The sequence below is a fragment of the Methanoplanus endosymbiosus genome, assembly GCF_024662215.1.
Taxonomy (GTDB): Archaea; Halobacteriota; Methanomicrobia; order Methanomicrobiales; family Methanomicrobiaceae; genus Methanoplanus; species Methanoplanus endosymbiosus.
Genome location: NZ_CP096115.1, coordinates 2701117 through 2721517, shown reverse-complemented (window position 1 = coordinate 2721517; position 20401 = coordinate 2701117). Strand labels below are relative to the sequence as shown.

Sequence of the window (20401 nt, the reverse complement as noted above, 5' to 3'; positions counted from 1 at the left end):
ATATCACACCCTCCTCTTAATTTCACCTGAGAAAAATTTCTTTAAGACCATATCATACCCGTCGGTCGTTTTAAGGTCCACGCAACCGATTCTGCACTTTTTAAAAGAGTCCAGAACCTTCTCATCCGCTTCCCTGACCGATTCCTCAAACCTCTGCCGCACAGATTCGTCTGAAGTGTCAATGAGTATCTGCTCGCCGGTTTCAGGATCTTCCAGTTCAATAAGACCGACATCAGGGAGCTCAGACTCCCTTGGATCTGTGAGCCTTATGGCGATAACCTCATGGCGGCCGTTCATTATCTTAAGCGGTTTCTGATAGCCTTCTGCATAAAAGTCAGATATAAGAATTACCGAGCTTCTTCTCTTAACCGCTTTTGATAAAAAGGATATAACCGGAGATATATCAGTCGCCTTAGATTCCGGGGAAAAATTAATCATTGTATTAAGAATCCGTATGAGATGTTTTCGCCCCCGCCCTGCCGGAATGAACTTCTCCACCCTGTCGGTGAATATGCAGAGGCCCACCCTGTCATTGTTTTTTATCGCCGCAAATCCAATAGAGGCTGAGATCTCAATCATACGATCAAATTTCGGGACAACTGATCCAAAACTCCCTGAACCTGAGTAGTCAGGCACAAGGTAGAAGGTCTGATCTCTCTCCTCAGTGAACTCCTTGATATACGGATGATTGAGCCTTGCAGTGACATTCCAGTCAATAGCCCGGACATCATCTCCGGCTACATACTCCCTGATATCGGTGAATTCAATACCCTGGCCCTTAAACACGGATCTGTGCTGGCCGGACTGAAGACCCTCCACATATATTTTTGTATATATCTCCACATCTGAGATCTTCTTTATCAGATCCCTGACATCCCTCTTTTGGGCCGCGCCCTCTGATACGGCCTCTCTCTTCCGCCCTGAAAATCTAACATTCATACATCCCAGACCTCCCCTGCAAACAGACAATCACAGAAATATTCATGGCACAGGTACAGACTGAAGAATCTTCTCAATCAGGGCATCAGTTGTGACACCTTCGGCTTCGGCCTCATATGTCAGAATAATTCTGTGCCTCAGCACATCAGCGGCTATTGACTTTACATCCTGGGGAGTGACATAACCCCGCCCTTTCAGCAGAGCATACGCCTTTGCGCCCATTACAAGGTAGATGGATGCCCTGGGGGATGCACCACATGAGATATAATTTCCGGCGTTAAGCCCGTATTTGTCAGGATTTCTGGTAGCGTCAACAAGAGTGGCACAGTACTTCTTTATCTCAGACTCAGCATATATCTCCTTTACAAACTTCTGGATCTCAATGACCTTCTCAGCCGGAATTACCCTCTCAGGCTTTGAGGCAAAACCTTCGGTAAACCTGTCAAGAATAACAACCTCATCGGAGAGTGACGGATAGGTCATCATAACCTTGAACATGAACCTGTCAACCTGCGCCTCCGGAAGAGGGTATGTCCCTTCAGACTCAAGCGGATTTTCGGTTGCGAGAACAAAAAAAGGGCTATTAAGCGGGAATGTATTGCCCTGAATAGTAACCTGATACTCCTGCATGGCTTCAAGGAGAGCAGACTGAACCTTCGGTGGCGCACGGTTAATCTCATCTGCAAGTATGAAACTGGCAAATACCGGCCCTTTTACGGTGCTGAACTTACCGTCATGGTGATTGTAAATTCTTGTCCCGACAATATCTGAGGGCAGCAGATCGGGTGTGAACTGAATCCTTGAAAAATCGGCATCAATGCACTCCGATAACGTCTTTATGGTGAGCGTCTTTGCAATGCCGGGCACACCTTCCAAAAGCACATGCCCGCCTGCTGAGAGGGCAATAAGAAGCCTTTCAACAACACCGTCCTGCCCGACAATGACTCTTTTCACCTCTCTTTTCACATTGTTGAGAAGATCAGAATATTCTGCGGCTCTACGGTTCAGCTCTTCAATTTCAGCGTCCATATTGGTATCTCCTAAAAATCAGTAATGACTGAAAGTCAAATCTGCAAACTCACTTATTTAAAGAAAAATTATATAAATGATCCGGATGCAGGAGGTTAAATTATAGATATTTATGGGCAACTTCCGGCTGAATGAAATTCTGCCTGACAGGAGGCATAGTCAAACCACAGATCAGACTTGGGATAATAATTTATCAGGAGAGCCGGATTTTTCAGAGGTTTAAGCAACAGCTATTTTAGCTATCATTGACAATTATTATGAGTATTTTTGTGATACAAAAGTGCATTTATCAGCGAGAGTTGCCGAGTGGTCAAAGGCGCTGGATTTAGGGTCCAGTCTTTAGTAGTTCGCAGGTTCGACTCCTGTCTCTCGCATATCTTCTTTTAAGTTGCTTTTTAATTCAGCTGATTCGGGAAAAACAGATTTTTATCCGGGATTCCGGATATAACTCTTTGTCTGATCTGTGCTATCAATAAAGCTTCCAGACCGGATTTCCATACACATTGCCAAGATTTGCCTGAAGATATGCCCTGTCAGTACGCAGTTCTTCCGGAACCTCATATATCAGGAATCCCTCACTTTTAGCATATCTTCCCAATATACCACCAACATAGTCATCATCAAGAATCTCAGGCTTTGTAACCCTCTCAACTGCATCCTCTCTCTCCTCAGTTGATGAGTACGGGACTCCTTCAAACCAGACAATGAGATTTCCAGCCGGAGGCGCACCAAGCTCCCTCTTTGTTCCGTTGTGCTTAACCCACAGTTCTACAAAGAGAAACTGATTGCCCTCTTTTGGCTCAAACTCCCAGTCATACCCGTGTGCTGTTGAATGGTACCAGTATGACTCATCTGTAAATGCATTATATACAGACATTACCCGGCCATCCTCCTCATCACCATAAGAATATTTCTCCTTTAACTCCATAGCGTCCGGGAACTGATCAACAGGCTGCGGTGCCTCAGTCACCTGCGGTGTCGGTGTGGCTGTCGGCATGGTAATCTTAACCGGGGTAGGCGCCTCTGTTGCAGGCGTATTATCCTCAATAGTATCCATACTCACGCATCCGGCTGAAAAAAGCAGAACCAGTGCGGCCAGAAAGACAATAAATTTCATAGTTCTCTTTCTTAACTTACAGGATATAAATATAGCACAAATCCGAATATATGAGAGCCACATTCATCACAGACAGTACTTCAGAAACCAAAATAATTACCTTTCAGGTGAGAATTATTCACCAGAATATTTAACATATAATTATAATCACTCAAATTTCTCCTTATCTACGCCCATAAGGGTAACAATCCATTTTGTATCTTTATTGGCCTCCAGAAGTGCAATTAATATGACCGTAAACGGCACTGAGAGCAGAAGGCCGATAGGGCCAAGCACCCATGACCACAGTACAAGGGTCAGGATTACAATCAGTCCGGGCATATTGAAACTGTCAGCAGCAAATTTTGAGAATACAAAATTTTCAACGACTGCATTTATGACGCAGATGCCGGCAGCGACTATCACAACACCCCATAATCCAAGCTGAAGCCATGCGAGAAAAATTGCAGGGATGGCCACAATCATCAGCCCGATATATGGAATGTAACTGAGAAGAACGGTCATCACGCCCCAGAATATCGCAAGATCAATTCCAAGGGCATAGAGCATTCCACCAAAAGAGACCCCCAAAACAACATTTGTCTTGGTCTTTACAACAAGCCAGGTGATCATATTGTGGATAATACTCTTTACACTCTCAATTTTTCCGGAATTTTCACCATAGATTCTGTTGATCCTTGCTGGCATCTTAGGGACATCCAAAAGCCCGAAAGTTGTTATGACAACGATAAAAAAGGCATTCATAGCAAGCTGTGAACCGCCGGATACAACCCCTATCATAATCCGGGAGATTGCATCCCAGTCAGGTTTAATATATGACAGAAGCAGATCAGCATCAACACCAAAACTTCCAAGAAGAGCTATAAGACCGGAGAGTCTCTCCTGAAACAGACCCTCATATTTGGGCATATTTACCAGAAGCATCTCAAAAGACTGATAAATCAGGAATATAAATCCGGCAATAATCAGAAGATATAATGCAATTATCAGGACTACCGATGAGACATCACTAAAACCCCTTCTCTTCAGGGCCTGAAGCAGGGGCACACCAAGAAGAATAAGGATGAGTGAGATCAGTACCATATTTACAATATATGCAGCTTCTTTCATTGCGAGAAGAATGATAAAGACCAGCGCCACTGAGAGAAGGGTGTATAACAGGGCAGAATTTTGAGTGTTTTCAGACATAATGACATTTCCGGAGATTTTGTAGAGATTATGAAATAACTGAACCCCTCGGTGCAGTTTATTTTAATTGTTGGTAACTGCCAATAACCGGAAATTATAAATCTCAGATAATTTAGTCTATCCAGTTAAAAACCGGAAAAAGAACTGATACACTTATTCCGGATTCCGGCAGGTTTGGTTTATACTCTATTTGAGAGAATATATTACTATTCCCCTTTCATGCCCGGAGAGTACCACAAAAACTGGTTATTACAGGACAGTCAATAACTAAACTGTGGATAAAGAAGAGATCATACGGTTTTACGACTATGTTGCAGAGAAAGAGTACAGCAACTGGGAGGCAGGAGACATACTGCTGCCCGTAACAGAGGAATTTATGAAAATTCTCCCGGACAATCCTGAAATTCTGGACTTAGGATGCGGACTGGGGCATGAAGCGGCAATGTTTGCCGGATCAGGTGCAAAAGTCACAGGCATTGATTTCAGCCGGAGATCTATTGAGACTGCCAGGGAGAAAGTTCCGGAATGCAGATTCATTGAAGCTGATTTTACAGACAATCCGGGAATAACAGGCAAATATGACGGCATATTCTCATCCGGATCACTGATTCACATTCCGCCTGAAGACTTTGAAAAGGTAATCTTCAGACTGGCAGAAAACCTGAAAGAAGGCGGATATTTCCTGATAATCTATCAGGAGGGAGAGGAGAAGTACACTTCCCATATGGAGATCAAAGGTGAAGAGACGGAGAGGATAATTTACAGGTACAGACGCACAGTTATCCGTAAGTCATTTGAAGACGCAGGGTTTTCATTTGAGAAGGATATCAGACTTCCGGCAGGGCTGATTATTACCAACTGGTGCGGCCTTATCTTCAGAAAAAGGTGAACCGGAATTTCACTCAGGTATATCACCATAACCGGAAAATCATAATATCTCCGGTGCAGACATTATTCTGACAATTCATACACATGCTGATAATATATCATATCTTCTCCGGAATACTGCTCGGCCTTATATGTGCCTGCATATTCAAAGAGAAAAAAGCTATCATATTCTGCACGTTAGGCAGCATACTGCCTGATCTGGCAGACAAACCGATGGGCCATATATTCCTTGCAGAAGAGATAGGGCATGGCAGAATTTTCTTCCATACCCTGACCTTCTTCTTCCTGATGTTCATCGCAGGCCTTGTCATCTGCAGAATATACTCAGACAGAACAGTTCTCTATATCTCTGCCGGCATGCTGCTCCATCAGCTGGCAGACTCAATGTTTTATAACCTTCAGGACTGGCTGTGGCCCTTACTTGGAAATTTCTCAAAGGGGAGTTATGAACCGGCAGCATACTTCATGCAGATGATTATTAAGGAACTATCGTCAGTCACAGAATGGACATTTTTTATTCTGTCCCTTCTTCTTCTGCTCTCAGCAGGCTACCTGAGGGCATTTGCAGGGGAGAGATACAGATTCCGGCTGAAAACCACAGGATATATGGCCTTTACCGGATTTATGATCATAACCATAATATTGGCTGCCGGATCTGGCAGCATTTTAGTCTATAATCCGGACGGGATATTCTACGCCGCAGTTACGTTATTTGCAGCCGGAATATTTCTTGTACTGGCAGGAGATAAGACAGAAGAAGTTATCCGGAAATAATGGATGCCGGGGTACGCTTTCCGGCATTAAGAAGAGAATGCCGCAGCCACCAAACTCAGAGATGATCATAATTAGCTGCATACAGTTACAAAACCGGATCAGACTAACCCGCAGATGATCAGAAAACCGGATCATAATTATATCCTTTCAGGACAAATTCCGGGATACAACATGCCTAAAAATAGAAAGCCTGAGATGACAGAAAAATGCCGGAGAAGAACAGCCATCTCTCTTCTGCTCTTAGCCGGAGTGATATTGCTTCTGTTATCTGCCGGATGTACTGGAAGGGAGAATGCCGAAGAATATGTGGAAAAAATAGAGATCTCTTCGGAAAACACCTGCTGGTCACCGATAATGTCGTCCATTGTGGGAATTGATATTACACCACATTATTCAGGAGATGCCGGTGACATACAATACCACTGGCATGCTTCAGAAGGAGCATTTCTCCTCTGGAATAAGCCGGATTACAGAGTCATAAATCTTGGAAATAACACAATCACCGGTGAAGAGACATTATGGTGGAGTTATACTGAGAGAGATTCCAATACAGGAAATACGGATAATTCCGGAGATGAGAAGATCACAATATCAATAGAAGCGGTTTCAGCAGATTCCGGAGTCACTCCCGTGAAAGGTGAATACCTTATTGAAAGGGAGAATTTAACATTCTGCCTGAAAAATCCCTGATAACTGAGATTTAAGTTCTCAGAGATGCACGAGCTGTATCATCCGGATAAAAAAAGAAATTACCCATGAAGAACTCAGCTTCATGGTCATGACTTTCAGGTAGCATCAGCAACTATTACGCCATAACTGTAAGGTTCTGTGATGTCGAGCCATCCGGACGCAGAATCCTGCGGAAGCTCAGCACCAATATTATCAGCAGTGGCTTCATTAACGGTAATAGATCTCGTCTTATACGGCATACCTGAGGCATATACATCCCCAAGAGTAAGAGGTTTAAATCCGGAACTTACATCACCTGTATTATAGGCAAAGAAGGTGGCCCGGAGAATCTGAAGGGGCTCAGGTTCATCAGGCTTCTCGCCCTGAGAAAAAGTGATTCTTTCTGTTGAATCAACTTCAAGATTTAACTTCAGCTTGCCGGCAGCTACATCTTCCGAAGATGTCAGCGTGAATGTAAGATCATCCGTTCCGGAATCCGGCAGGATTATAACCATAACATCCTCATCTCCGGAAATATCAGTCTCAGCCTGAATTCCGGAAGAATCAGCCAGAGTAACCTCCACGGCCGGCATAATTACCGTTGAAACCGGAGTGGGCGCAGTTGTAATGACCTCAGAACCGGTTTCGCCTGAAGAACTGCCGGCACCTGAAACCGAACGGGTTCTGTCAAGATACCAGTAATAGCCGTCTGCATCAGTGATTGTCTCTCCGTCATCCAGTACCTCAAAACTGGCCTCATTATCAACCGCCTGAGGCTTAAGATCACCCTCAGTCATATAGATAATTCCTGACCGGACAAGATATCTCCCGTAAAAGACTACCTCTTCGCCCTCAACGACTTCCCACTTACCATCCGGATAAAAGATAATACCACCTATATCCGGCCCTGCTCCTCCTAAATAATAGTACCCTGAAAATTCAGTATCCTGAGCCTGATCCTGTGTAAACAGAGGCGGAGGATTGCTTACCATTCCAAAGCATCCCGCAGAAATTCCGGACAGGAAGAGCATAATCACCAGAAGAGACGGAATAATAAGCCCTCCTAAAGTTCTGAGATTACACGCCCCAAAAAAATTAAAAAAGTTCATAGCCATCATACCCATTAAAACTGCGGTTGTGATGCCATAGGATTGGTAAAATCATAATCTGAATAGTAGTACCTGTTACCATAGAGAAGAAGATCCAGAGCGCCCAGAAGAATTACCATAACAATCCATAATGCAAAGAATATGACATAATTCATAACTGAAGGAGCAATAAACTCTTTCTCACCGGAATTAATCATCTTTGAGAGCTTATAGGCATCATAGGTAGCCCAGAGCATAGGAATTATCATAAACATTCCTAAAAAGTACCCAATAACCAGAGTTCCGGCAATGAAGAGCAGACCTCTCTTCTGCTCACCCGCATAAGTCTGACCAAGTCCGGGGAAGAAAAAAGAAGCGACAGCTGCAATCAGCGGATTTCTGAGGTCTCCACCAGGAGAAACCCCTGCAGCCTGTGGAGGTGCATTAACCACAGGAGGCGCTTCATACACCTTCTGAGGTACAGATTCATACGCCTTTGGAGTTTCTGCCACATAAATGACTTTCTCTACTCTTTCCGGAGATGACGGAGTAACAGCTCCGGAATTATCATTAGCAATACCTGAAACACCTGACTCAACCTTCATCCCACAGTTTTTACAGAATTTAGCACCTTCGCTAATCTCTGCACCGCAATGTTCACAAAATGCCATAACAAATCAACCTTCCCAACCAATTTAAGGTAAAATTCCTATGAACACCATTTAATTTAATGGTTTGGGCAATTTCAGAGATAATTTATTTCTTTCCCATGCATCCAAAGATGACAACAGTGATCCGGGTAAACTACGCCGCGCTCACTCATGTTACCTCCTGCGAGTCAGAACCGTTATTGTCTGCCAAATCCGAAGATCAGAGAAATAATCAGAGATTACAGATGTAATGATAATTATTGCAGCGTCAATCTTAACTCCGGGATTTAAATATCCTATGACCTTCATTTATCCACAAAAAACAATAAGGATAAATAAACAGATCATTATTATTACTGAAACAGAGAATAAGTTATTAGATCAGAGAGTTCATTAATTTGAATCCTGGAAATTCAGCGGAGAAATAAATGAAATCAAGAGATGATTCTGAGATTTATGGTGAAGGCACTCTTTTTGCAGGCAATACAGGAAATATAATCTCAGTCTCCGAATCATTCTGTAAATTAACAGGTTACAGGCCTGAAGAACTGTCAGATAAAAATATCTCATATTTTATTACCCGGATTTCCGGCATTGAGAATTTTTTTAACTTCAAATATGACAATTCTCCTGATAAAAAGAGAGCGGATGTATTATTCCGGAAAAAAGACAGCTCAGAGATCTGGCTCAGAACAAATGCATGCAGAAAATCTGAAGACTGCATCAGATACAGAGCCACGGAGATTACAGATCTTAAAGAAAAAAAAGAAGATCTGCAAAATTCCAAAAATATCCTTGAAACCATCTTTAATAATGTCCCCTGCGGAATGGTCATAATCGGTGATGACTACAGAATCTTCAGTGTCAATGACAAAACATGTGAAATCACAGGCTACTCTTCTGAAGAACTGACAGGAGAACTCTGCGATATAATCTGCCCGAAGGGAAAACAATCAAAGGAATGCCCCATATGGGAGAAGAAGCAGAAATGTTTTGATGGTATGGAAACTGCTGTAAAATGCAAAGGAGGATACAGGAATCCGGTTTTAAAGAATGCAGAACTGGTAAATCTGGGCGGCAGAAATTATATCCTTGAGATCTTTCAGGATTTGTCAGTGCTGAAAGCTGCGGAGAACAGGTTAAAGGAGAGCGAGATCAGATACAGAGAACTTGTAAATAACAGCCCTACAGGGATTCTTCTGATTGACAGGGACGGAAATATTATTGATATGAATCATGCCGCTGTGAAAATTTATGGTTCTCCCTCTTCTGAAGAGACAAAAAAGAGGATAAATATATATAATCATCCACAGCTTGGACAATCCGCTGAAAAACTCAGAGAATGCCTCAGAGAAGACAAATTAATATCATATGAAGAATATTACTCCTCAATATGGGGCAAAGAACTCTACCTGCGATATGATGCCTCACCAAATCACGATGAAAATGAAAATATTACAGGTATTACTGTAAATGTTCAGGATTTCACAGAGAGGAAAAAAGCCGAAGTTGAACTGAATAATAAAAATGAGATCCTGTGTGAACTGAATGAAAAGCTGACATTGACGGAAGAAGAGATGATTCAGCAGCTTTATGAGATAACTGAGATACAGAGAGCATTAACCCTTTCAAACAGGAAACTGAAGATCCTTTCGGCAATCACAAGGCATGACATATTAAACCAGATAACAGTGCTGAGAGGCTATATTGAAATTGCCAATGGATCAGAGGATAAAAATGCAGACACATATCTAAATAAAATGGACTCGGCTGCTGAGATTATTCAGAACCAGATTGAGTTCACCGGACATTATGAAGAACTGGGCATAAGTGAACCAAAATGGCAGAATATATCCGAGATTATAAGAAAACTCCGGAACAAAAAAATACCGGTGAAGAACGGATGCGGAGATCTTGAGATCTTTGCAGATTCCATGCTTGAAAAGGTATTTTACAACCTAATGGACAATTCTATCCGTTATGCCGGGGATTCACCAGAGATATCCTTAACCTGTGAGATCAATCAATCCAGTGCAAAAGTTTACTGGAGGGACAGTGGCACAGGGGTGCCCAAAAAGGAGAAAGAGAGGATATTTCAGAGAGGTATCGGTAAAAACACCGGATTCGGGCTGTTTCTCATCCGGGAAATTCTCTCGATAACAGATATTGAAATTCACGAAACAGGCATTTACGGGAAAGGAGCCTGTTTTGAGATAACTATCCCAAATGATAAATTCAGGACCTAAAATACCAAAGAGACTCCAGACAAATACGGATAAACTACCCCCAATTTTTATGCATATGATTATAATCCGGATAAAATACCACTCAGGCAGTAGATTTAATCAGATAAATATGTAATTATTCCGGAGATTACAGGAACTCACCGCACATATAAGAGAGTATTGCTACGCAGGGAAGATGAAGAATCCTGCATATAATTATCTGCTTATAGGCATACAAAGATATAAAATATTAAAAACCTCCGAAATTAAATAGAATTATTTTTCTATAATAAGAATCAATCTAAGATTGCAGGTTGATTCCCCCCGCAACCTGTTTTTCTTTTGAACGTACGATATTATTCAGTGGTTTATTGCTGTTTGCAGAAGATAGTATCTGAAGATCTGTATGACTGGCAGAAATTAAGATCTACTAAAGAAGTCACTCATGAGAAATAGCTCACAGATGATGGATGAAAAATATAAGTTTTCACGGCATGGAGAACAAAAGAGAGTCTTCTCCCGACATCTGCCTTTCCCGGCCCGTTTGGTGCATATGCTGTGGCCGTAGTTCTTTATATGGTATATAGGAGGATCCGACATCTGCCTTTCCCGGCCCGTTTGGTGCATATGCAGCGATGAAGATATTCAGGCACAAAACACATAAGAAGAAATTTTACCTTGTGCCTGTTTTTCTTCTGGTACACCTGACAATATTTGCAGTAATTATTGCCGGATGTGCCTGACAGGCACAGATATAATGCACAAATTTGATGCAGAGATATAATGCAGTCTGCGCAACCGAAATTTCAGACCAGTTTTTACAGATTAATCCCAAATAATATGCAATGGCAGAGATCGGAATAATCGGAACCGGAAGCATGGGTAGCATGCTCATCCGGAGTTTTATCAGGAGCGGCATTCTGAAACCAGAAGAGATAACCGCATCAAACAGAAGTGAAGAAAAACTGCTGAGGCTCGCAGAAGAGACCGGCATAAACAGAGCAGCATCAAACCGGATAACAGCAGAAAAATCAGGGATAATATTTCTGTGCGTACTTCCGGATGACACAGAAGAAGTAATTACGGAGATAAAAGATCTTATAACAGACGAAAAAATTCTCGTATCAGTAATCTCAGATGTCACAACCGGAAAGATAACTGAATGGACCGGTAAGACAGCTCCGATAGTGAGGGTTATTCCGTCAGTCACATCACACAGATTATGCGGCATATCAGTGCTCTCATTTGACGCACTGCCTGATGATAAGGACAGACAGAAGATAATCAGACTTTTTGAAGCAATCTCAAAGCCGGTAACCGTACCGGAAGCAGAGATATCTGCCTACTCAGACATTGCAAGTTCATCACCTGCGTTCATTGCCGGAATTATGAAGGAATTTTCCGGTGCTGCTGTAAGACATTACGGGATCGATCAGAATACTGCGGATATGGTCGTAAGAGAAACATTTATCGGGACTGCAAAACTCATTGAGCATGACTACAGCACATTTGAAAGTCTGATTGCTGACGTTGCAACAGAAGGCGGCATTACCGGGGAGGGCATGAGAGTTATCAGGGAGAATGCCGGAGAATTATTCACTGCCATGTTAAAAGAGACAGACAGAAAACATAAACTTGTCTCAGATAAATTCCGGTGAAAAAATTATCAGTCCATCTTCCGGCTGACAGGATTAACCACATCCTGTTTTACAGCTGAAAAGAAAATCCGGATAACAGCCCCCACAGAGATGAAGTATGTTGTTTTTTTCGCAACAAATTATATATCAGTCATTAAAATAAGATATTTAGATGATAAATTACAGGTGAAATACATTTGAAATCACCCTTTAAAATATTAGCAGACTTCATAACAGCACGGCCAAAAATAGTGGCAGTTGCAGTCATAATCTGGTTTTTAATAGCGGCATACGGCATGTCGCTTATTTATATGAAAACCGGAGATGACACATATATTGATAAGGATACGCCAAGAGGTGTAACCCTTGAAAATTACAAGGAGATGTTCAGCTCATCGGCAATAATGCTGATCTATGAATCAGATGATGTCCTTGACCCCAAAAACCTGCAATACATGGAAAGTCTTCAGGATCAGACGGCAAATGAAGACGGGGCGAGAACTGTCGCCGGAATAACCGATATGATTAAGGCAGTAAATAATGGAGAACTGCCCTCTTCAACAGCAGAAACTGACCGGATAAAGAATATGCTTCCGGCAGAGCTTCTTGAGAAGTACCTTCCGTCAAATACAATGACAATAGCCGTTGTAAATCTCGACACCGGAATTTCGGATGATAAAGAAGAAGCACTCCTCAATAATCTCAAAACCCTGATAACAATATCTGATATGCCACCTGACATGACAGTTACAGTCAGCGGCAGCCCGGCATTCAGCCAGCAGATGGGCGAAGAGATGGGCAAGTCAACCGGGACCCTGATATTTGCGGCCATGCTGCTGATGGTTGTTGCTGTGGGAATCCTCTTTGCTCATGTAAGCTACAGGTTTTTGCCGGTAGGTGTGGTATTCACAGGACTGATAAGCACTTTTGGTGTGATGGGACTTGCAGACATTCCAATCAGTATGGTGGTGATAGCCGCATTTCCGGTGCTGATAGGAATTGGTATAGATTACGCAATCCAGTTCCATTCCCGGCTTGATGACGAGATCAAACATGGTGCTCCGGTGGAGAAGGGTGTCAGAACAACCATAGAGAATTCAGGTCCGTCTATTCTGTACGCAATGATTGCAACGTCACTTGGATTTATTGCGATGTATGTATCCCCAATTCCGATGGTCGTTGACTTTGGCCTGACCTGCCTTATCGGAGTTATATGCTGTTATCTGGCTGCCCTCGTAATGGTTCCGACATTTGGAATTCTGATAGGATACAAACCAAAAGAGAAGAAGAAAAGTTCATCAGATAAAAAAATGGAGCAGTATGACAGTTTCCTCGGAAACCTGTCCCATAATATTGCAAAAAGCCCGTTATATATTCTCCTGATACTTGGATTTATCGCAATTCTCGGCATTCAGCTTGATAATGAAGTGCCGATAAGTTTTGATGAACAGACCTTTGTCCCTCCGGATATGCCGGCTGTTGTTGATATGAAGAAGGTCACAAGGACGATGGGATCAACAGATACACTCACCGCCATGGTGAGAGGTGATGATGTATTAAATCCCGATGTGATAGAATGGATTGATGATTTTGGGGAGTATGAGATCAGTTCAAGAAATGAGATAACAGGGGTTACAAGTATTGCAACCCTGGTGAAGAAGTACAATGGCGGCACAATTCCGGAAAGTGAGGCTGAGATCATTGAAATTGTCAGCTCAATTCCTGAATCTGAGAAAGAGCCGTATATCAACGGTCATATGACGACAGTACTCCAGTTCAGTATGCTGGATCTCGAACCTGACATAGCAGAGTCCCTCATCAACAATGTCAAACGGGATCTAACATGGAATTACCCTCCGCCGGGCATTGATGCGGTACTTACCGGATCTACGGAGATGAGTGTATCCCTCATAAAATCAATAAATGACGGCAAGGCACAGATGACATATCTCGGATTCTTCCTGATATTTGTCTGGCTTATATTCATATACCGCAGAGTAACAGCCATCACCCCGATAATTCCAATCATTATGATTGTCGGGTGGAATGGTGCAATCATGTACGGACTTGGCATCGACTACACCCCGATGACGGCAGTGTTAGGCTCAATGACGATAGGAATCGCCTCGGAATATACCATACTGATAATGGAGAGATATACGGAAGAGAGAAAGAACGGAAAGGAAAAACTTGAGGCTATACGCATAGGTGTACAAAAGATTGGCAGTGCAATTACAGTCTCCGGAATGACAACAGTATTTGGATTTTCAGCCCTCCTGCTCTCAGGCTTTAATATCATCAAAAATTTCGGGATGGTCACTGTAATTACGGTTGGATTCTCCCTGATAGGAGCAATTGTGGTTATGCCTGCCGTTCTTTCAATAATGGGCAGATTTGAGAAGCCATATACAGACGATGAAATACTATAAGATTATTACATCCAATATCAGATACTTTTTTTCCGGAAGATCATAACAGAATAATTTTCAGTTCATAAAGATAAATTCAGTTACATAAGAAAATTCATCCAAAAAATTAATGATAAATTTTTCTCCTTTAAAGTATAAATTTATAACATAGGTGATATTTTGGACTATAAGGACTATGGCAGGCGTGAGGAAACCCTTATCCAGGCGACAGGTGCACTGAACTCAAGGCTGTACCAGGTCAGCGTCACAAATATGAGAATAGCTTTTGTGCCACAGGATTCAACCGGAATTTCGCCCTTTTCATATTATCCGGACAATATTCTGGGCTATAAGTTATATGAAGATCCCTACGGCCATCCGGGAGTTGAACTTGAAATTCTCTTCTCTAACGGCATATCTGATATAGTACATATCTCATTTATGGAGAAGAAAGAGAGAGATGAGATATTCTACGCAGTCAAAGCCACACTTGAGGGAATGCCGGAGAAATTTGTGGAGGTTATGCACAATGCACAGAAGATGGCAGAGAAGAAGGAGAGTAAGAAGGCAGCCACAGGAAAATATTCAGATGAGACTTATGGAAATGCCAGACCTGAAGATATAGATTCAAAATACAGGCATGATACAGGAGTCTCATTTCCGGAGAAGATTAAAGGATTTCTTCTGCATCCTGCTGACACATTTTACAGGGCCTCGACAGATTCATTCAGCGATGCCTTTATATTTGCACTTGTAATGCTTGGACTCTCTGCTGTAATTAACATTATTGTGCTTATATTTATCGGAGGAAGTATTGCTCCCGATGGATCAGTTTATGCTGCACTGAAGAGCATGCCTGCCGGAGATAATCTCCTGCTAATCATCGAATTTTTTGTTCTGATGCTGATCCTGCTGCTGATATACGGCCTGCTTGTATTTGTATTCTCTAAAATACTCGGCACTGACTTACTGGCCGATGAGTCATATGTGACGACATTTTATTCAGCAACGCCCTTTGGAACAGTCGGTTTAATACCGGTATTTGGTCTGCTGATAGCGCCGATATGGATGATTTTTCTGCAGTTTACAGGATACAGTGAAGGGCATGGATGCGACTCTGCAAAATCGGCAGTCTGTGCCATCATTCCTGCGGTGATAATGGCCCTGGTAATTTATTATATTATATTCTCCGGAGAGGTGGCATTCATATGAAAATAAACAGAATATTATCAGTCTGCCTTCTGGCAGCACTGATGCTTTTATTCCTTGTGGTTCCCGCAAGTGCAGATGCTGATCCAAATTTTGACTGGGACATATACAGAGTTGATACCTCAGAGTGGCTGAGCTATCCTGATTATGCAAAGTACAGCGGGATTGTCTATGAGGTCCGTTTCTATGATATGAGTTCAGGAGCGATTAAGGGCTACAACTGGGAATTTGGCGAGGATGACTGGTGGGGATCAACTGAGGAAAATCCCATAAAAGTATTCACAGAAGACGAGGCAGAAGACGAGGCTTATTCAATAGAGGTCAAACTCACTGTAACAGACAGTTCTGGCATTCCTTATTTTATCACCAAGCAGGTTTATCTGGAAGAGGGCGGATTTAACTTAAAGAAGATATATGAACTGACTCCGGAACCAACAGCAGCGCCAACACCATTACCCACTGCCGCACCAACGCCGGTGCCAACACAAATTCCAACACCGACACCTGAACCTACACCAGCAGCGTCCCACGTGATTGAGCTTCCCGGAATTTCAGGTGAACTGAATAAGCTTCAGACATTATCTACAGATTATATAGGGCTCATAAAAGAGATCTTCAGAAAAATAGGGATTGTGAAGGATTAATCCCGGACACCGTCTGTTTAAGGAACTTCCACAGACAGACTCACATAAAAATATCCAGATATATATTTTCCAGGACAGAGTTGAGATCGTCACACCCGGAGGTCTTCCCGCCGGAATGCGTGAGGAAGATCTTGGTGTCAAAAGTGTACCCCGAAATCCGCTTCTGTTTGGAATATTCCAGCGGATGAACCTTGTAGAGCAGATAGGGAGCGGAATCCGAAGAATACGCTGGATGTGCAGAGATTATGGAGTTGCAGAACCTGATATTGAAGTATCCGGGTCGTGGGTTACAGTTACATTCAGACGTCCGGTTCTCTCAGGTGAACAAAAATCTGAGTCGGGGCAGAGTCAGGGCAGAGTCAGGGCAGAGTCGGGGCAGAGTCAAAACAGAGCCGCAACCGGAATTAATGGAAGATCATATACTCAGAATGCTTTATGATGGTCCAATGTCAAAATCACTGATATCAAAAAGACTGGGAAAGAAAACTGTAACAGGCCAGATCAACAGAGTTATCCGCCAGATGCTGGCCGATAAATATATCGAATATACAGTGCCGGAAAAACCCAAAAGCAGAATTCAGCAGTACAGGCTCACAAAAGAGGGAAAAGAGAAACTGGACAGACAAACTCCGGAAAAATAGCTAAAGAGATCTATTTTACCGTCAGTGTGCACCTGCACCGCCCGATTAACAGTGACATCATAAAAGCCAGAAGTCCTACAATCACAAACGATACAAGATAACTGTACTCAGCTATAATTCCGGCGAAGAACGGCAGAAAAGTCATTCCTGCATATGATGAGACCGTAAGCAGACCAATAACCGTCCCCTGCCTGTATCCGGTCTCTGCAAGAAACTCCATCTGTCCAACCATAATAAACCCTGCAATCAGACCAATCATTGAAAATACAGAAAATATCGCAATAAGAGAGACTTCCGGTACGAAATATCCGGCTATAACCAGAAAACCCATCATAACCGAGCCGGCTCTGATCACAGGCACAGGCTTTAGATCAAGCTTTGGTGCAATCACCGATGAAACAATAGTTGAGAAGTTCATAATCCCGATCTGAAAGCTGAGCATAAGGGGTGCTTCATCGGTAAACTCCGGATAAAGGGCTGTAACAACACCCGTTGCACCAACAAGAATGAGAGCCGACAGATACAGCCATTTGTAATCCGCAAGAATGGCCATGATATCCGCAGGCGGGGCAGTGCTCTCAGTGACATCCTCCCTTGCATACAGATGAATAAGCAGTGGAATAACAGTTAAAACCGTAAAAACCGCCACACCGCCTGTTGCACCAAAGTATGGATCAAGCGCACCGGCAAAGACGAGGCCACTCAGAAGACCAAGATTAAGAGCCGCAATGATATATCCGGCAAGCTTCTTGTGATCCTCCTGTTCATTGACCCATGACATGGCACATACGACAAACATCCCTGCACCAATACCCTCAATAAACCGGAATATAACCACAGGAAGAGCCACAGGGACAAAATAAATAAGGAGACCTGAAATTATCGTCATAATCAGACCGGCCCTTATCAGCGGAATTTTGCCAATACGGTCAGATAAAGTTCCGGCAGGAAAAACTGTCAGAAATGCCCCGAAGAAATAGGCAGAAAATATTGCGCCCTGAATCCCGGGGGATTCATCTGCAAAAAACGGCAGAACAGGAACAACAGCGTTTGAAAGTGCCATTACGGCAACCATTCCCAGAAGTATTGATATTCTCTCCTTCATAAACAGAGCACCAAAATCCGGTTTCCGGAAAAGTCAGGGATATGAAAACTCCGGACAGGATTTAACAGTTAATTATTGCCGGACAATTAATTAAATCCACCCATACTAATTTTACAGACTGCTGAAGTATGAGAATATTATATCTTACCAGACCCCACAACATCATAACAACACCGGATAAAAGAGAACAAAAAAACATGAAAATAAAAAATAAAAAATTCCGGGTGAGAACACCAGAAATCAAACAAAAAATTATAATATAAATATTATTATCTCAGACCATCCTGTAGGTCTCAAGATTTCTCGGTGCGTGGGTCTCGATCTTATACCGCTTGTAAATAGAGCTTGCAAGATCAATTGCACTCTTCTCATCACCGTGAATAGTAAATATTTTCTCAGGCCGCGGGTTTAAGTGGTTCACATAAGCCATCAGCTGCTTTCTGTCCGAATGACCGGAGAAACCGTCAACCGTCCTTATCTCCAGAGCTATATTTATCGATTCACGCCTGCCCATAGGTATCTCCTTCCAGCCCTTCTGGATTCTGCGGCCAACCGTACCGTCTGCCTGATATCCGACAAAGATGAGCATATTCTTATCATACTGCGCAAGACCGTGGAGATACTCCATAACAGGGCCGCCGTTTAGCATACCACTTGTCGTTATGATAACACAGGGGTCACTGCTTCCGATTATATCTCCACGTTTTGAGGACGAATCCACCTGTTCAAAGCAGTCTGCCAGGAATGGATTCATACCGTCCTGGAAGATCAGCTTTCTCAGGTCAGGATTAAGATATTCCGGATATGTCGTATGAATAGCGGTAGCCTCCTTGATCATTCCGTCAAGATAGACCTTCACCTTCGGAATCTTCTCAAGCCTCATACCCTCCTCAAGGGCGAGCATGACCTCCTGAGATCTGCCCACTGCAAAAGCCGGAATGATAACCTTTCCGCCGCGGTTGACAGTATCATTGACGGCCTCATAGAGCTTCTCCTCAGCATCCTTTCTTGACGGCTGCATATCATTTGAACCGCCATATGTGCTCTCCATGAAAACAGCTTCAAGACGTGGGAACTGCGAGGTTGCCGGCCCGAAAAGCCTGCTTTTTGCATAGTTGAAGTCACCGGTAAAGGCAATATTGTACAGCCCGTCACCGACATGGAAATGCGCAATAGCAGATCCGAGAATGTGCCCTGCATTATGATAGGTCAGCTTTACATCAGGTGCGATATCAGTCACACTGCCGTAATTGAGCGTAATCGAATGCTTCAGGTACTGCTGAACCTCTTTTGAGGTGTAGGGAGCCTTGTTCGTCTCATTGGATACCACATCAAGGTAATCTAGCTGAAGCATAACCGCCAGATCCCTTGTCGCAGGAGTGCTGTACACAGGCCCTTCATATCCATATTTATACAGAAGGGGGACAAGTGCACAGTGGTCAAGATGGGCATGTGTAATTACAACCGCATCAAGTGAATTGAGCGGGTAAATCTCCGGGACATAGAGATAAGGATAACCGTCACTGTTACCCGGTTTTTCACCGCAGTCGATTAAAATCTTGCTCTCCGGAGTTGACAGCAGAAATGCCGCTCTTCCTACCTCACGGCAGCACCCAAGCGTGGTCACACGGAGCCATTTGTCCTTGCTTGTGATATCCCTGTGGATTCTGCGGCCAATTGTCCTTAAAAACTCCTTTCTCTCATCCTTTACAGCACGTAAGTACTGTCTCGTCTGTTTTACTGTTATACTTTCAATCGGCGGAGTCCTGACTACTTTAGGTGTCCAGCCAATCTCCTTTGTAATATCCCTTAAGGTAGCGCCGTTCTTACCAATCACTACCCCCGGCTTTTCAGCCTCTATTAAAACCTCTCCGGTATCCGGATCAAAAAAGAGGTCAGTTATTCCGGCACCATCAGGCACAACTTTATTTACTTTATCCGCCGCAATTTCAGGATCTTCCAGAATATTCGGCCTGACAACGATCCTCTTTCTGAGTTCACGCGCCAGTATTTTTATGAGATCCGCTTCATCAGCGAACTTTTTTGGATCATCAGTGTAGATAACAAGTTCAGGCCCCTCAAACTCTACCTCCGAAACCTTAATTCCGGCAGGAACCTTTGCATCTATTTTAGCCTTTAGATCCTTTAATCTGTCCTCTATTAACATTAAAAACGTCCTAAAAAAAAGAA

19 protein-coding genes and 1 tRNA gene are annotated in these 20401 nt (G+C 43.0%); 12 read left to right on the top strand and 8 right to left on the bottom strand.

Annotated elements, in window-relative coordinates; translation table 11 throughout:
- Positions 1 to 3 precede the first annotated feature (3 nt).
- Both L6E24_RS12590 and L6E24_RS12585 read right to left on the bottom strand, forming a co-directional pair.
- Complete coding sequence (locus L6E24_RS12590) at positions 4 to 939, bottom strand: DUF58 domain-containing protein (protein WP_257742320.1); 936 nt, start codon at positions 937 to 939, stop codon at positions 4 to 6.
- A 42-nt stretch (positions 940 to 981) separates the two neighbouring features.
- A complete protein-coding gene (locus L6E24_RS12585) occupies positions 982 to 1968 on the bottom strand; it encodes an AAA family ATPase (protein ID WP_257742319.1) in 987 nt (328 codons plus the stop codon).
- A gap of 292 nt (positions 1969 to 2260) precedes the next feature.
- Between L6E24_RS12585 and L6E24_RS12580 the strand changes: the two genes are divergently transcribed.
- Positions 2261 to 2342, top strand: a tRNA-Leu gene (locus L6E24_RS12580).
- 95 nt (positions 2343 to 2437) lie between these two features.
- Here L6E24_RS12580 and L6E24_RS12575 read toward each other — a convergent pair.
- Positions 2438 to 3085 (bottom strand): hypothetical protein, encoded by a 648-nt coding sequence (locus tag L6E24_RS12575; protein ID WP_257742318.1) that lies wholly within the window; start codon positions 3083 to 3085, stop codon positions 2438 to 2440.
- Between the two features lie 147 nt (positions 3086 to 3232).
- A complete protein-coding gene (locus L6E24_RS12570; RefSeq protein WP_257742317.1) occupies positions 3233 to 4273 on the bottom strand; it encodes an AI-2E family transporter in 1041 nt (346 codons plus the stop codon).
- Between the two features lie 274 nt (positions 4274 to 4547).
- Between L6E24_RS12570 and L6E24_RS12565 the strand changes: the two genes are divergently transcribed.
- The 3 genes from L6E24_RS12565 to L6E24_RS12555 all read left to right on the top strand — a co-directional run bounded on the left by L6E24_RS12565 (position 4548) and on the right by L6E24_RS12555 (position 6625).
- On the top strand, positions 4548 to 5162 hold the full coding sequence (locus L6E24_RS12565) for a class I SAM-dependent methyltransferase (protein WP_257742316.1): 615 nt from the start codon (positions 4548 to 4550) through the stop codon (positions 5160 to 5162).
- 83 nt (positions 5163 to 5245) lie between these two features.
- Entirely contained in the window at positions 5246 to 5935 is a 690-nt protein-coding gene (locus L6E24_RS12560) for a metal-dependent hydrolase (protein WP_257742315.1), read from the top strand.
- A 171-nt stretch (positions 5936 to 6106) separates the two neighbouring features.
- The gene (locus tag L6E24_RS12555) at positions 6107 to 6625 is read left to right on the top strand and encodes a hypothetical protein (protein WP_257742314.1); all 519 of its coding nucleotides are present in this window, start codon (positions 6107 to 6109) and stop codon (positions 6623 to 6625) included.
- Positions 6626 to 6720: 95 nt separating this feature from the next.
- On the opposite strand, the gene L6E24_RS12550 is transcribed toward L6E24_RS12555, so the two are convergent.
- Entirely contained in the window at positions 6721 to 7713 is a 993-nt protein-coding gene (locus L6E24_RS12550) for a hypothetical protein (protein ID WP_257742313.1), read from the bottom strand.
- A gap of 14 nt (positions 7714 to 7727) precedes the next feature.
- Positions 7728 to 8363: a zinc ribbon domain-containing protein gene (locus L6E24_RS12545; protein ID WP_257742312.1), complete on the bottom strand. Its 636-nt coding sequence runs from the start codon at positions 8361 to 8363 to the stop codon at positions 7728 to 7730.
- Positions 8364 to 8770: 407 nt separating this feature from the next.
- Between L6E24_RS12545 and L6E24_RS12540 the strand changes: the two genes are divergently transcribed.
- The 8 genes from L6E24_RS12540 to L6E24_RS12505 all read left to right on the top strand — a co-directional run bounded on the left by L6E24_RS12540 (position 8771) and on the right by L6E24_RS12505 (position 17106).
- Positions 8771 to 10588 carry a PAS domain-containing sensor histidine kinase gene (locus L6E24_RS12540; protein WP_257742311.1) on the top strand — a complete coding sequence of 606 codons (1818 nt, stop codon included), beginning with the start codon at positions 8771 to 8773 and terminating at the stop codon, positions 10586 to 10588.
- A 614-nt stretch (positions 10589 to 11202) separates the two neighbouring features.
- Positions 11203 to 11310, top strand: coding sequence for a DUF1294 domain-containing protein (locus L6E24_RS12535; RefSeq protein WP_257742310.1), 108 nt, complete (start codon positions 11203 to 11205; stop codon positions 11308 to 11310).
- Between the two features lie 102 nt (positions 11311 to 11412).
- Positions 11413 to 12225, top strand: a complete 813-nt coding sequence (locus tag L6E24_RS12530) for a pyrroline-5-carboxylate reductase family protein (protein ID WP_257742309.1) — start codon at positions 11413 to 11415, stop codon at positions 12223 to 12225.
- Positions 12226 to 12401: 176 nt separating this feature from the next.
- Positions 12402 to 14633 carry an efflux RND transporter permease subunit gene (locus tag L6E24_RS12525; protein ID WP_257742308.1) on the top strand — a complete coding sequence of 744 codons (2232 nt, stop codon included), beginning with the start codon at positions 12402 to 12404 and terminating at the stop codon, positions 14631 to 14633.
- A 159-nt stretch (positions 14634 to 14792) separates the two neighbouring features.
- Positions 14793 to 15824: a YIP1 family protein gene (locus tag L6E24_RS12520; RefSeq protein ID WP_257742307.1), complete on the top strand. Its 1032-nt coding sequence runs from the start codon at positions 14793 to 14795 to the stop codon at positions 15822 to 15824.
- Complete coding sequence (locus L6E24_RS12515) at positions 15821 to 16465, top strand: PKD domain-containing protein (protein WP_257742306.1); 645 nt, start codon at positions 15821 to 15823, stop codon at positions 16463 to 16465. The genes L6E24_RS12520 and L6E24_RS12515 overlap by 4 nt, the downstream gene beginning before the upstream one ends.
- Positions 16461 to 16904: an ATP-binding protein gene (locus tag L6E24_RS12510; protein ID WP_308219158.1), complete on the top strand. Its 444-nt coding sequence runs from the start codon at positions 16461 to 16463 to the stop codon at positions 16902 to 16904. The genes L6E24_RS12515 and L6E24_RS12510 overlap by 5 nt, the downstream gene beginning before the upstream one ends.
- Positions 16873 to 17106 carry a Fic family protein gene (locus L6E24_RS12505; protein WP_257742305.1) on the top strand — a complete coding sequence of 78 codons (234 nt, stop codon included), beginning with the start codon at positions 16873 to 16875 and terminating at the stop codon, positions 17104 to 17106. The genes L6E24_RS12510 and L6E24_RS12505 overlap by 32 nt, the downstream gene beginning before the upstream one ends.
- A gap of 10 nt (positions 17107 to 17116) precedes the next feature.
- On the opposite strand, the gene L6E24_RS12500 is transcribed toward L6E24_RS12505, so the two are convergent.
- Positions 17117 to 18211, bottom strand: coding sequence for an MFS transporter (locus L6E24_RS12500; protein ID WP_257742304.1), 1095 nt, complete (start codon positions 18209 to 18211; stop codon positions 17117 to 17119).
- Positions 18212 to 18485: 274 nt separating this feature from the next.
- Positions 18486 to 20378, bottom strand: a complete 1893-nt coding sequence (locus tag L6E24_RS12495; RefSeq protein WP_257742303.1) for a beta-CASP ribonuclease aCPSF1 — start codon at positions 20376 to 20378, stop codon at positions 18486 to 18488.
- Positions 20379 to 20401 lie beyond the last annotated feature (23 nt).